The sequence below is a fragment of the Haloglomus salinum genome (assembly GCF_024298825.1).
Taxonomy (GTDB): Archaea; Halobacteriota; Halobacteria; order Halobacteriales; family Haloarculaceae; genus Haloglomus; species Haloglomus salinum.
Map to the genome: position 1 here is coordinate 3,129,226 of NZ_CP101153.1, position 12,402 is coordinate 3,141,627.

The following is a 12,402-nucleotide window of genomic DNA, read 5'->3' on the forward strand; positions in this document are numbered from 1 at the left end:
GCTCTAAATTTGCAGGACAGAATCCGTATTGCATTCTACTACGGCCCCTATCTATAAGATATACAGCACGTTTGAACGTTATATGTGTGCAGCAACCAGCCTCGGTCAGTTATCATATGCCTCGTTCTACCTCCCGTCTCTGGGCTTTGGAGTTCTGGCAACAACATCAGACAATCCAATCTATGAGTACATTCATCCAGATATTGCGAATACGATTCTTTTCGGTCCTTCAGCCGTATTCTATGCACTGACAGCACTCACCTTCCTCGGCGCTATGCAAGCACATGGGATCTCCAGGCTAATTTTTGGGCCCGATGGTCCATCAGCCCGCCCTAAGAATACGACAGCCCACCTCCGTCACACGCTGGCGATTGTTCTGGATAAAGAAGCAAATCAATTCCCGATAATTCCTTGTAGAATTGCCCAGCAGGGCTTCACACGACATTTGCTAGACTATCTTCGATACAAAATGGTTCTTTGGTTATACTCTGCGGCCGATAACCCGGAGACTCATACTAGTTTCAAAGAACTATTCGGAGAAGTACCAAAACGACATCGACTTGAAATCGGATATGAGCAGTTGGAATCTGAAGCGAAATCATGGAGTTGGAGGACCTATTTCAGGATCGCGTTCTTCCTCCCTATGGGGCTACTAAAGCATCTTAGTTGGCTTTCCCTGGCTCTATTGGTTGCGTTGGGCGCTCTCTCCACAGTTTCATATGCGATTCTTCTGTTGATATTTGCTCATTCTGTCCTGTTATTCAGGGGTTGGGTGTGGTCCTTTCTTCCGGACTATGTCAACTACGAAGCCGTCGACGACCAATTTATAGCAGAGTATGAATTCTATGAGGGTTCCGGGGCTCAAAATACACAAAAAAGAATTGAGACAGAAAGGGGATAATCGTTTGATTTTCCGGCCCTATACCAAAACCCGGACACCACCATAGTGATTGATTTCCGTCCACAGATGTGAATATGGTAGGTATAGACACCTTCCGAATCGGATTCTCCATTGCTACCGGATTGTTCATAATTGGAGCGATGGCCACGATTTGGGGGCTGTTTTTGGGCGAAATGACGCCCCAGGAATCCCTGGCATATTCCACATCGTTGCTGGTTCTGGTCACCAGCATCTACGCCTGGGTGTCTGTACAGAGGTTACTACTCCCAGAAATAGCAGATTAGACGGTTCGGTTGATGAGCTGTGTTCCGCCTCTCCACCAAACCCTGGCCACCACCACAGCTACCCCGAACCTGACGCTTTACCCCCTGGCCCACCAACCTGCACCCGATAACCGTGTCCGACAGCGACCGAGAGTTCGACATCGTCGTATGGGGAGCGACCGGCGTCGCGGGACGTCTCCTCGCGGAGTATCTCGCCGGGCAGTACCCGCCGGAGGAGCTCTCGCTGGCCATCGGCGGCCGTAACGAGGGGAAACTCGAGTCGGTCGAAGCCGACATCGTCGCCGAGGCCGACGCGTGGGAGGAGATTCCCATCGTCCTCGGCGACGCGACGGAGCCCGAGAGCCTCCGCGAGATGGCGTCCCGCACCCACGTCGTCGCCACCACCGTCGGCCCGTACACGAAGTACGGGACGCCGCTGGTCGAGGCGTGCATCGAGACGGAGACCGACTACTGCGACCTGACGGGCGAGGTGAACTGGATTCGGGAGGTCGTCGACGAGTTCCACGACGACGCGGTCGCCGCCGAGACGCGCATCGTCAACAGCTGCGGGTACGACTCCGTCCCCACCGACATCGGGACGCTGATGGTCCAGACGTTCGCGAACGAGGAGTTCGGGGCGCCGTGCGACGAGGTCGGGGTCTACGTCGAGGACGTCAGCGGCGGGGTCAGCGGGGGGACACTGGCGAGCTTCGCCGAGCTGTTCGAGGCCGCATCGAACGACCCGGTCGCGCGGGAGGCGCTCCGGAACCCGTACTCGCTGGCGCCGCCCGGAGAGCGGGAGGGCCCCGACCGGGGCGAGCAGCGGCTCGCGCGGAAGGACTCGCTGCGTTCGTCGTGGACGGCCCCGTCGCCGATGGCGGCCGTCAACGAGCGCGTGGTCCGGCGGAGCAACGCGCTGCTGGACTATCCCTACAGCCGCGAGTTCACCTGCAAGGAGGTCATCCCGACCGGGCGCTCGGTGGTCGGCGCGGCCAGTTCGAGCGTCATCGCGGGTGGCATCGGACTGTTCGGGGCCGCCATGACCGTCTCCCCGGTCCGTCGGGGCCTCAGTCAGTACGTCTTCCCCGATCCGGGCGAGGGGCCGTCGGAGCGCCAGATGGAGAACGGCCACTTCACCATCCGCGTGCTGGGCCGCGGGACGGGCGAGGACGGGCCGTTCACCGTCGAGGCAGAGTTCGGTGTGGACCTGGACCCGGGCTACGGCGGGACCGCCCGCATGCTCGGGGAGTCCGCGATGTGTCTCCTGCGCGACGAGGTCGACTCGCCGCTGGAGGGGGGCGTGCTGACCCCGGCCTCGGGCATCGGGATGCCGCTCGTCGACCGGCTCCGCGATGTCGGCTTCACCGCGACCGTGGGCGAGGCGAGCGAGTAGCGGGAGCGGCGAGCACGGCGACGGCCATCGGCTCGATGCCCTCGCCGTCGTCCACTTCGCCACGGGCGATGCATACAGGCGCGTGGCACTCCAACGACGAGTATGGCCGAGGAGGACGACCCCGAGCAGTCCCCGCGGGAACGCGCCAAGCAACTGCAGGCCGAGATCGCGATGCTCCGTATCCGCGAGGGAACCGCCAACTTCGAGGACAAGGAGGCGTTCCGGCGGGCGATTCGCGAACGGGAGGCGGAACTCGAGGCCCTCGGTGTCGACCCGGACGACGAGAGCGCGTGACGAGCAGCGGCAGAAGACGGATATGTGGCGTGGACTCCGGATATTCACTCTATCATGGGCGAATGAGATATCTACACATTTCTGGTTCTATATCGGCCAGAATATGTAGGATTAGTGTATATTAGATAAATGCGGCACAGAACCGGCCGATGTCGACTTCCGACCGGGGACATCCACCCTGTATAATTATCACCCATGTTGTCGACTGGTAGCATGGACTATGCCTCAGAACGACCGAGCGGGGGGGTCGGTTTCCAGGCGTCGGCTGCTCGCTGCGGCGGCGGGGGCAGCGGCCACCACCGGGCTGGCGGGCTGTAGCCAGGGGAACGACGCCGACTCACCCACCAGTACACCGACCGCGACCGGAACGGGAACGGACACGTCGACGGCCACCGATACGCCGTCGCCGACGGCAACGCTGCCGTCGTGTGACGACCCGGAGCCGCTCACGCCGGCCGATGTCGAGAGCGGGGGGACCGTCTCGGAGGGGTGCTACCGTGCGGAGAAGACGCTGACCGTCGAGAGCGGAACGCTGACGCTGGAGGCGGGCGTCGTCATCCAGTTCACGAGCAACACGGGGCTGGTGGTCGAGAGCGACGGGGTCGTACGCGCGCAGGGGTCCGGCTCGAAGCCCGTCGTGCTGACGGCGACCGACGAGACCCGGGGCTTCTGGAAGGGGCTCTACCTCGACAACAGCACGTCGAGCGACAACGCCCTCGAGCACACGGTCGTCGAGTACGCCGGGGGCGAGTCGTGGAACGTGAACTGGGAGAGCGGGGCCATCACCACGCGGAAGGCGCGACTCGCGCTGGACGGGTGTGTCCTCCGCGAGAACGCAGCCGCGGGCCTGCGGGTCCGGAAGCTGGCGGACCAGCTCTCGCTGTCGAACACGCGGTTCGAGGCCAACGCCCTGCCGGCGTGGGTCCACTCCTCCGTCGCGGGCGCGTTCTCCCCGGACAACGCCTTCGTCGACAACGACACGAGCGCCATCAGGCTCGGGTCCGACGGGGCCGACCCGGTCCGCTCGGAGCAGACCTGGCAGCACCCGGGCGTCCCCTACCACGTGATAAAGCACGTCGAACTGGAGGCCCCGGTCACGGTGACCGAGGGTGCGACGTTCCGGTTCAGCCAGGGGAAGGGACTGAGCGTCATCCGGGAGGGCCGCCTCACGGTGACGGGCAGCGAGGACGCGCCGGTACGGTTCACCGGCCGGGAGGCGGTCAGGGGCGCGTGGAAGGGACTCCGGTACGAGACCTCGAAGTCGACCGACAACGTCCTCGACCGCGCCATCGTCGAGTACGCCGGCGACTCCGCCTGGAACCCGAACCACGAGCCAGCGGGCATCTTCGCCAGGGGGAACGCCATCGCCCTGACGGTACGGAACACGACCATCCGCGAGAACGCCACGATGGGGCTCGCCGCGACCGGGCCGAAGGCGAACCTGACGGTCGAGCGGACCGCGTTCGAGGCGAACGACGCGCCGCTGCTGGTGCAGGCGAACCTCGTGGACGGTATCGCGCCGAGCAACGCGATCGGAGGGAACGACGAGCCGTTCGTCTTCGTCAGCGATCTCGGGTTCGGCGGCGCCGGGTCCACCGTCGTCGACCCGGCGACCTGGGCAGCGCTGGACGTTCCCTACCGCCCGAAAGTCAACGTATTCATCGAGGCGCCCGTGGAGATTGCCCCCGGGACCGCGTTCCAGTTCGAGCAGGACCGGGGTATCCGGGTACGCGGTGACGGTCGCCTGCGAGCGGCGGGAGCGCAGACCGACCCCATCACGTTCGCCGGCGTCGAGGGAATCAGTGGCTTCTGGAAGGGCCTCTCGTTCGTCAACTCGCTCAGTACCGACAACGTCCTGCAGAACGTCGTCATCGAGAACGGGGGCAGCTCCGAGTGGGTGGGCGGCGCCGCCCCCGACCGTGCGAATCTGATGGTCGAAGGGGGTGGCGACGCCGCCGCGGTCACGGTCAGCGATTCGACCATCGCGGGGAGCGGGAAGTACGGCATCGCCATCGGGGACGACGAGGCACGGGTGATGAGCTGTGACAACGTGGCCTTCGAGAACAACTCGGACGCCGACACGTACAACCTCGATACGAAAGCACCGATCTCGAACTGTCAGTAGCGTTGGCTGGCTCGGTCGGCCTGCCGATGGATCGCCCGGCCCTGGCCGGACGGTGCCGCCCATCCCTGTCGGGGGTCGCGCACCCCCGGTTTGAATACATCGTCAGCCGACATCCGGTCCATGCCGGACGAGCCGCACCCACAGGCGAAGGCACTCCTCGAACAGCTCGACGCCCAGAACGCACCACCCACGTACGGCGTCACCCCGGAGGTCGCGCGCGAGCAGTTCCGCCGACTGACCGCGGAGATGGAGCCGACCGAGGTCGGCGACGTGGCCGACTTCGCCATCGAGGGACCCGAGGGTCCGATTCCCATCCGGGCGTACGTCCCCGAGGGCGAGGGCACGTTCCCCGTGCTCGTCTACTACCACGGTGGCGGCTGGGTCATCGGCGGGCTGGACGAGTACGAGAACGTCACGTCCGCCATCTGCGACCGTGCGGGCGTCGTCGTCCTCTCGGTGGACTACCGCCTCGCGCCCGAGCACCCCTTCCCGGCACAGCTCGAGGACGCGTACGCGGCGCTCGTGTGGGCCAGCGAGTTCGCCGGGGACATCTCCGGTGACCCCGAGCGTGTGGCCGTCGGGGGGGACAGTGCCGGCGGCAACCTGGCGGCGGCCGTGTCGCTGCTGGCGCGGGACCGCGGCGGGCCCGACATCGACCACCAGTCGCTCATCTACCCGGCGGTGGCGTCGCCCATCATCCACGATTTCGACTCCTACGAGGAGAACGCCGAGGGGTACTTCCTTGAGCGCCGGAGCATCGAGTGGTTCTACGAGCGCTGGCTCCCGAGCGAACTCCACGCGCGCAACGAGTACGCCGCGCCGTTGCTGGCACGGGACCTGTCGGACCTCCCCTCCGCGACTGTCGTGACGGCGGGGTTCGACCCGCTTCGCGACGAGGGCAGCTCGTACGCAGACCGCCTCTCGGAGGCCGGCGTCCCCGTCCACCACGAGCACTACGACGACATGATACACGGATTCGCGAGCATGACGGAGTTACTCGATACGGCCCACGCCGCCGTGGACGTGGTAGCCGACGAGGTGGCGCAGGCGCTCGACGCCTAGCGCAGGTACCTGTCGGTGTCGGGCCGGCGTCACGGGTCGCCGCGTCGAGAGACCGATGGCTCCCAGCGCGCGGGTCGGCGAAAGAAATCAGGATGTCGGGCGGGCGGTTACGCGGTGAGGCGGCGGCCGAACTGTCTGACCTGCCGGCCGAGCCGCCGGACCTCGCCGTCGACGCGCTCCGTGAGGGTGCGCACGTCGTGCCGGGGCTTCGCCCGACCCACGAGTCGCTGCATCCAGCTGGCGTGTCGGAGCGGCGATTCCGTCTCTGCCGCGGCGCGTTCGGCGACCTTCGGCGGCAGATCCCGGTTCTCGACCGCGGTTCGGTTGGGTTTCATCGTATGACACCAGCCACCCCTAACCGATGGACGAGTACGGACCTGATGCCCGAATTGCTTGGGTGACTTATGTACGATTCCGCCGATACTTGAACAACCCGCGTTTGGCCGTGTTCGAACGGGACGGCCTTTCTACGGCCGGTTGTGTCGGGGCGCACGAGGCCACGGTCATCACGGGGCCGCGCGAGTCACCCGCGGCTCGACTCCGAATTCGTTCCCGACTCCGAGTCCGAGCCCCGCGGGGACCGCCCCAGGATTCTGTCCGCGAGGCTCCCGAGCGATTTCAGCGCGACGTTCACGTAGAGGCCCACGAGGAAGGCGACGCCGGCGACGAACTGCGCGCTGCCGGTTCCGCTCCCCCCATTCGTCCCGCCCGACCCCGGGGCGCCGCCGAGCAGGAGGAACACACCGGCGGCGAGGATGAGGGCCGCCGGCACCCGCATCAGCATCGATGCCAGTGCTTCGGCGTCGCTCCACTCGTCGTAGCGGTCGAACTCCACCATCAGCTTCGTGAAGACGTAGCCCAGTGACCCGAGGCCGGCGTAGAGATAGACGTACCCCGGGACGGTCACCGTCTTCGGCGAGCCGTTCTGCCCGACCTCGACGATGGACTCGATGAACCCCAGCGAGAGCATGATTCCGAGGACCGTCAGGAGCACGAACAGGGTGATGACCGCCGCGTTGATGGCCGACCACGTGCCTTCAGGTTCCGTCTCTGCTGTGATTCCCCGCCCCTCTCCCCCGGTGGCCTCCTCGACCGTATCGCTCGCCATGTTCCATGTTGTCGTGCCACGCAGTAAAAAACCACCTCACACCCCCGCAGCCTCCCGTGACGGGAGGAACGCGTACAGAGCGGCGGCGATGGCGGTGACGAGTGCGAGCAGGAGGAACGCCTCGTCGAACAGTTGCCTGTCGGCCATCGCGCCGACGACGGTCGAACCCGTCGCACCCAGCAGGAAGAAGGCCGTCCGGAGCGTGCCCCACGCGGTCCCGGTCACGGCGTCCGGCAGGACCGCGATGATGTACGCGTTGGAGACGGGCGCGATGGCGAGCCGGGTCCCGAGGACGACCGAGAGCGCGGCCAGCGGGACCAATCCGTCGACGAACGGGACCGCACCCACCGCGACGGCACCCACCGCAGCAGTCACCGTGAGGACGGCGCGCTCGCCGAAGCGGTCGGCCGCCGCACCGCCCGCGAGTTGGGCGACCGCCCCACCGACGAACAGCAGGGCGAACAGCCCCGCGGCGACCCGCTGGTCCAGCTCCCGAGCCAGGTAGGTGACGTAGAACGCCGAGAGCCCCTGGAAGGCGAACAGCATCAGCGTCACGGCGGCGACGGCGACCGCGACACCGCGGCGACGGACCGCCCGGAGGACGTCACTGACCAGTTCGTCCGCGGGCGGCGCGCTGGCCACGCTCCCCCGGTCGCGCTCCGGGACCGTCCGCCACGCGAACGCGGCCGCCACCAGCAGGGGCGGCGCCAGCCCCGCGACGACGTACCGCCAGCTCACGCTCCCGACGAGCGCGCCCGCCAGGAACGGCAGCACCGCCGACCCGACGGAGCCAGCGGCGAGCGTGATGCCGATGGCCGTGCCGTCGTCGTCCGGGAACGTCCGCGCGAGCGCGGTGCCGCGTGCGGGGCCGTACAGTCCGGTCGCGAAGCCGAAGGCCGCACAGCCGCCGAGGAAGGCGAGGTACGCGGGCGCGACGCCCAGCACGCCGACGCTGCCCGCCGACAGCAGGAGGCTGCCTGCCAGTAGCCGGCGCTCGCCCACCCGGTCGACGAGCGCCCCTGCGGGCGACTGCATCAGCGCGTACGTCGCCCAGATGACGGTGACGGCGATGCCACCGCCCGTGTTGCCCACGTCGAAGGCCGCCGTCACCTGCGGGAGGACGGCGGGCACGAGGAAGCGTCCGCCGAGAACGAACACCCATCCGGCGGCGATGGCGACCAGAACCCACCCCCGGCCGCCACCACGCAGTCGGCCAGTCGCTCTCCGGAGTCCCATCTACGTCGGTCGAGACGGGGACGCCACTACCCGGTTGCGGTTCCATGTGAGCCGTGCTCACCCCTGGCCAGGCGATTGGAGACGGCCAGCGGAGCTAAATCCGCCCCCGGCCTCGGTCCGGTATGGCCCCCAACATCCTCCTCCGGGCGGCGTGGTTCCTGCTGGTCGGCTGGTGGCTCACGCCCGTCGTCCTGTTCGTGGCGTGGCTCCTCCACGTCCCCATCGTCACGATTCCGCTGGGCATCAAACTCGTCAACCAGACCCCGCGGATACTGACGCTCAAACCGCCCAGCGAGGTGAGCGGCCTCCGGGACCCGGACGCCGCGGACCCGTCCAGTCAGTACCCGCTCCTCGTCCGGGCGGTGTGGTTCATCTTCGTCGGCTCGTGGCTCTCGCTGACCTGGGTCACCGTGGCATCACTGCTCGCCATCACCATCCTCGGCCTGCCGGTGGCCATCTGGATGCTGAACCGACTCCCGTTCGTCCTGTCGCTGTACCGGTACTGAATGTCTACGCGGTCTCCTGTCTGCCCGCGACCCACTCGAGCCGGTTGACGCGGGCCTCGGTCGTCGGGTGGGTCCGGACCGTCCAGACGAACGTGCTGAGTGTCCTGAGGTTCGGCGAGACGTTCAGCGCCGCGACAGCGGTCGGCCACGCCGTCCGGAGGTCCTCGTCGGGGAGTTCCTGCCCGTCGATTTTCCGGAGGGCACTCGCCAGCGCCATCGGGGAGCCTGACAGTTCGGCCGCGGCCGCGTCCGCGGCCCACTCGCGTCCTCGGGAGAAGAGGCCGACAGCGCGCTGCCCGTACCACACGAGGAAGCGGTTGAACACACCCGGCCCGTTCTCGAGGTCCGAGTTCTCGTCCACGTGGACGACCGGCGCCAGCGCGTACGCCATCAGCCGCGAGTCACCGTTGGCCAGGTGCGCGACCTCGTGGGCGAGGATGGCCTCGAGCTCCCGCTCGGTCAGCAGGTCGACCAGTCCGGTCGATATCACGACGCTGGCCGAGGCGCCGCTCCCGACGGTGAACGCCTCCGGTGTCGGGTCCTCGACCAGCCGGAGGGTCGGCCGTTCGATGTCCGCCTGCATGCAGAGCCGTTCTAGGTGGCGGGCGGCGGGAGAGTCGGCGGCGTTCCGGGTCCGGCCCCGGACGCTTCGTTCGGCCTGTGCCTGGAGCTTCGCCGCCTGTTTCGACATGGACGGAACGACGACCAGGACCACCAGCGCCGTCGAGATGGCGAGCACCTGCGGCATCGTGGACGACCCGAGGAACCGCTCCAGGCTCCCCCAGACGAACCAGACCACCAGCAGCAGGATTCCACCGACCAGCAGTACCATCGAAACGAGGAACCGGAGCGCGACCGAGACCCGCAGGAACACCGTGCTGGCCATGGCGATAGCACCGGGGACCCCGTGAAAAATCCTCGGCGTCCTACTCGAACTCGGGGTCGCGGTCTTCGAGGAAGGCCTCCATCCCCTCGCGCTGGTCGGGGGTCCCGAACAGGCCGCTCCAGACGCGTTTCTCGTACTCCAGGCCCGCCGACTGCGGGCTCTCGTGGACCTGATTCAGCGCCTCCTTCGCGCCCTGCAGGGCGAAGCGCGGCTTCTCGGCGATGCGCTCGGCGAGCCCCTGCGCGTGGTCGTCGATGTCGTCCTGCGGGACGACCTCGCCGACGAGGCCCGCCTCACGGCAGGCCTCGGCGTCCAGGCGCTCGCCGAGGAACACCATCCGGCGCGCGGTCTCGTCGTCGACGAGGCGGGCGAGCCGCTGGGTGCCGCCCCAGCCAGGGACGATACCGAGGTCGATCTCGGTCTGCCCGACGAGCGCGTTCTCGCTGGCGACCCGGATGTCGGCGGCCAGCGCGAGTTCACAGCCGCCGCCGAACGCGTAGCCGTTGACCGCCGCCACCACCGGGACCGGGAACGACTCGACGGCGTCCATTACGGCGTGGCCGAGCTGACAGTAGTCGTACGCGTCGGCCACGCCGAGCTGGGACATGTGGGCGATGTCGGCACCAGCGACGAACGCCTGCTCGCCGGCGCCCGTCACGACCAGCGCGCGGGCGTCGTCGCGTGCGGCGTCGAGCGCCTCGGGAATTGCGGTGAGGGTCGCCTCGTCGAGCGCGTTCAGCTTGTCCGGGCGATTGACGGTCAGCGTCGCGACGGTGCCGGCGTCGTTCCAGTCGAGCGAGACGGTCTCCGCGTCGAAGTCGGGTGCGGGCATGGTTCGGCCGTCGGGTGGGCCCGTGATAACTCTCTGCCCCGAACGCCCGTTCAGTCTGATGTCCGACTTCGAGACTCTGTTGACAACATGAATCTATTTTTGGTTGATTACCTAAGGAATAACATATTAAAAGCCCAATTTCGATAGAAATGCTGATTTTGAATAGCTTGCGCACTGGTTCCAGATATTCTGGCTCAGCCCCCGGAAGCTATCTCCCGTCCCCTGTATCGGCCTCCATGGATGCCGACGACGCCTGGGTCCCCTACTACGACCTGCTGGGTATCGATATCACGACCGTCGACGACGGGTACGCCGCCGCACGGATGGACCTGACCGACGAGCACAGCGCGGCTCCAGGGACACGTGTCGCGCACGGCGGCGCGGTCGCGTCGCTCGCCGACTCGACGGGGTACTGGGCTATCAGCAGCGCGAACGACCTCGCGCTCACCCCGACGGTCGACCTGCGACTGGACTATCTCGCGCCGGGTACCGACGACCTCCGGGCCGAGGCCGAAGTGATCCGCAACGGGACGAGCGTCGGCTCCGTCGACGTACTTGTCGAGCGGGAGGGTGACGGCGAGACAGTCGCCCTGGGTCGTGGAACGTTCAAGACCGGCGGCAGCGACACGCGGGGGGCATGGGGCGGGGAGTAGACCGACTCAGCCGGAGTATCGCTGGATATCCCGGTTCCCGGAGGTGTCGCCGAAGAGCACCGACCGGACGGTGAGACCGAACAGCACGACCGCCGCGACGGTCATGCCGAGCGCGACCATCGAAAGGGTCTCGCCGGTGCGTGGTGTGAACCGGGCGAAACCGGAGGCGGCGAACCAGAAGCCTGCTGCCATCAACAACAGTGCGAACGTGACTGCAGAACCGAGAACACCTGACGGCTGACTGGGATTCATCGGATGGACGGACGGGTTGCGAGGACCTAACCGGAAGCACTACTTATCTAGAATAGACTTCGGCGCAGTTCGAAATGGAGCGCGCTGGCGCCTCGAATCCGGTGTTCCGTCGGGTCCGCACAGCCGCCACCCGGAGTGGGGCTGGTCGGATTGCGGGGTATCCCCGGGGATATACAAACTGGGCACGGGGTCGCTCCGCGCCAGCCGTTCGGGGACCGGAGGGCGGAGATGGGTGCGCCAGGACGTGTCACGCCACGGAGCGACAGCGCTGCCGTCTCGATTGCGAACCGTACCCACTAAGCGACCGCCGTGCCAGCGACCGCCATGGCACGCGTCCCCTATCTCGACGGCGACGACATCCCCGACGAGTACGGTGCGGCCTTCGAGCGGAGTCGGAGCGGTGCGACCCACCTGTTCGGTGCGCTGGCGAACAACCCGCCCGTGCTGGACGCGTTCGTGACGTTCGCACGGACGCTCTGGGACGAGTGCGGCCTCGACGTGGCCGACCGCGAACTCGTGGTCCTCACCGTCGCCCGACAGACCCACGCCGACTACGAGTGGCACCAGCACGTTCCGCTGGCACTGGACGCCGACCTCCCGGAGGCGGCGATTCGGGCGGTCCGCGAGGGCCGCTACGGCGACCTGGACCCGCGTCGGGAGGCACTCGTGAGTTACGCCGCCGCCGTGGCCACCGCCACGGTCGACGACGCCCTCTATCGCGCGCTGGCCGAGCGCGTCGACGACCGCACTGTCGTCGGCGTGACGATGGTCGCCGGCGTCTACACGGGGCTGGCACGGGTCCTCGACGCACTCGCGGTCGGGCCCGAGGAGTCGTTCGTCGGGTGGGGCCTGGACGGCCTCGGGGGCGAGTCCTGACTACGGCAATCGTTT

The 12,402-nt window shown here is 66.9% G+C and carries 14 protein-coding genes; 8 read left to right on the top strand and 6 right to left on the bottom strand.

Features of this window, described 5'->3' with window-relative positions; all coding sequences use genetic code 11:
* The first annotated feature begins 82 nt into the window (after positions 1–82).
* The 5 genes from NL115_RS15165 (at position 83) to lipP1 (ending at position 6,038) form a co-directional block, all read left to right on the top strand.
* A complete protein-coding gene (locus NL115_RS15165) occupies positions 83–901 on the top strand; it encodes a hypothetical protein (protein ID WP_254830181.1) in 819 nt (272 codons plus the stop codon).
* Positions 902–1,297: 396 nt separating this feature from the next.
* Entirely contained in the window at positions 1,298–2,557 is a 1,260-nt protein-coding gene (locus NL115_RS15170; protein ID WP_254830182.1) for a saccharopine dehydrogenase family protein, read from the top strand.
* 102 nt (positions 2,558–2,659) lie between these two features.
* Entirely contained in the window at positions 2,660–2,851 is a 192-nt protein-coding gene (locus NL115_RS15175) for a hypothetical protein (RefSeq protein WP_254830183.1), read from the top strand.
* A gap of 220 nt (positions 2,852–3,071) precedes the next feature.
* Positions 3,072–4,976, top strand: coding sequence for a translocation/assembly module TamB (locus tag NL115_RS15180; RefSeq protein WP_254830184.1), 1,905 nt, complete (start codon positions 3,072–3,074; stop codon positions 4,974–4,976).
* Between the two features lie 120 nt (positions 4,977–5,096).
* A complete protein-coding gene (gene lipP1, locus NL115_RS15185; RefSeq protein WP_254830185.1) occupies positions 5,097–6,038 on the top strand; it encodes a LipP1 family hormone-sensitive lipase in 942 nt (313 codons plus the stop codon).
* Positions 6,039–6,145: 107 nt separating this feature from the next.
* On the opposite strand, the gene NL115_RS15190 is transcribed toward lipP1, so the two are convergent.
* The 3 genes from NL115_RS15190 to NL115_RS15200 form a co-directional block, all read right to left on the bottom strand.
* Entirely contained in the window at positions 6,146–6,373 is a 228-nt protein-coding gene (locus NL115_RS15190; RefSeq protein ID WP_254830186.1) for a hypothetical protein, read from the bottom strand.
* A 188-nt stretch (positions 6,374–6,561) separates the two neighbouring features.
* Complete coding sequence (locus NL115_RS15195; RefSeq protein ID WP_254830187.1) at positions 6,562–7,146, bottom strand: hypothetical protein; 585 nt, start codon at positions 7,144–7,146, stop codon at positions 6,562–6,564.
* A gap of 36 nt (positions 7,147–7,182) precedes the next feature.
* Positions 7,183–8,382, bottom strand: a complete 1,200-nt coding sequence (locus NL115_RS15200; RefSeq protein WP_254830188.1) for an MFS transporter — start codon at positions 8,380–8,382, stop codon at positions 7,183–7,185.
* A gap of 122 nt (positions 8,383–8,504) precedes the next feature.
* On the opposite strand from NL115_RS15200, the gene NL115_RS15205 reads away from it, so the two are divergent.
* Positions 8,505–8,888, top strand: a complete 384-nt coding sequence (locus NL115_RS15205; protein ID WP_254830189.1) for a YccF domain-containing protein — start codon at positions 8,505–8,507, stop codon at positions 8,886–8,888.
* Positions 8,889–8,892: 4 nt separating this feature from the next.
* Here NL115_RS15205 and NL115_RS15210 read toward each other — a convergent pair whose 3' ends face one another.
* Positions 8,893–9,774 carry a M48 family metallopeptidase gene (locus tag NL115_RS15210; protein ID WP_254830190.1) on the bottom strand — a complete coding sequence of 294 codons (882 nt, stop codon included), beginning with the start codon at positions 9,772–9,774 and terminating at the stop codon, positions 8,893–8,895.
* 40 nt (positions 9,775–9,814) lie between these two features.
* Entirely contained in the window at positions 9,815–10,606 is a 792-nt protein-coding gene (locus NL115_RS15215) for an enoyl-CoA hydratase/isomerase family protein (protein WP_254830191.1), read from the bottom strand.
* Between the two features lie 236 nt (positions 10,607–10,842).
* On the opposite strand from NL115_RS15215, the gene NL115_RS15220 reads away from it, so the two are divergent.
* Positions 10,843–11,259, top strand: coding sequence for a PaaI family thioesterase (locus tag NL115_RS15220; RefSeq protein ID WP_254830192.1), 417 nt, complete (start codon positions 10,843–10,845; stop codon positions 11,257–11,259).
* Between the two features lie 6 nt (positions 11,260–11,265).
* Here NL115_RS15220 and NL115_RS15225 read toward each other — a convergent pair whose 3' ends face one another.
* Positions 11,266–11,451, bottom strand: coding sequence for a hypothetical protein (locus NL115_RS15225; protein ID WP_254830193.1), 186 nt, complete (start codon positions 11,449–11,451; stop codon positions 11,266–11,268).
* A 384-nt stretch (positions 11,452–11,835) separates the two neighbouring features.
* Between NL115_RS15225 and NL115_RS15230 the strand changes: the two genes are divergently transcribed.
* On the top strand, positions 11,836–12,387 hold the full coding sequence (locus NL115_RS15230; protein ID WP_254830194.1) for a carboxymuconolactone decarboxylase family protein: 552 nt from the start codon (positions 11,836–11,838) through the stop codon (positions 12,385–12,387).
* The last annotated feature ends 15 nt before the right edge of the window (positions 12,388–12,402 follow it).

Excerpts from the sequence above, each read along its gene's own strand:
- NL115_RS15165 (WP_254830181.1), top strand. The coding sequence starts at position 83 with ATGTGTGCAGCAACCAGCCTCGGTCAGTTATCATATGCCTCGTTCTAC.
- NL115_RS15175 (WP_254830183.1), top strand. The coding sequence starts at position 2,660 with ATGGCCGAGGAGGACGACCCCGAGCAGTCCCCGCGGGAACGCGCCAAG.
- NL115_RS15180 (WP_254830184.1), top strand. The coding sequence starts at position 3,072 with ATGCCTCAGAACGACCGAGCGGGGGGGTCGGTTTCCAGGCGTCGGCTG.
- lipP1 (WP_254830185.1), top strand. The coding sequence starts at position 5,097 with ATGCCGGACGAGCCGCACCCACAGGCGAAGGCACTCCTCGAACAGCTC.
- NL115_RS15190 (WP_254830186.1), bottom strand. The coding sequence starts at position 6,373 with ATGAAACCCAACCGAACCGCGGTCGAGAACCGGGATCTGCCGCCGAAG.
- NL115_RS15195 (WP_254830187.1), bottom strand. The coding sequence starts at position 7,146 with ATGGCGAGCGATACGGTCGAGGAGGCCACCGGGGGAGAGGGGCGGGGA.
- NL115_RS15200 (WP_254830188.1), bottom strand. The coding sequence starts at position 8,382 with ATGGGACTCCGGAGAGCGACTGGCCGACTGCGTGGTGGCGGCCGGGGG.
- NL115_RS15205 (WP_254830189.1), top strand. The coding sequence starts at position 8,505 with ATGGCCCCCAACATCCTCCTCCGGGCGGCGTGGTTCCTGCTGGTCGGC.
- NL115_RS15210 (WP_254830190.1), bottom strand. The coding sequence starts at position 9,774 with ATGGCCAGCACGGTGTTCCTGCGGGTCTCGGTCGCGCTCCGGTTCCTC.
- NL115_RS15215 (WP_254830191.1), bottom strand. The coding sequence starts at position 10,606 with ATGCCCGCACCCGACTTCGACGCGGAGACCGTCTCGCTCGACTGGAAC.
- NL115_RS15220 (WP_254830192.1), top strand. The coding sequence starts at position 10,843 with ATGGATGCCGACGACGCCTGGGTCCCCTACTACGACCTGCTGGGTATC.
- NL115_RS15225 (WP_254830193.1), bottom strand. The coding sequence starts at position 11,451 with ATGGCAGCAGGCTTCTGGTTCGCCGCCTCCGGTTTCGCCCGGTTCACA.
- NL115_RS15230 (WP_254830194.1), top strand. The coding sequence starts at position 11,836 with ATGGCACGCGTCCCCTATCTCGACGGCGACGACATCCCCGACGAGTAC.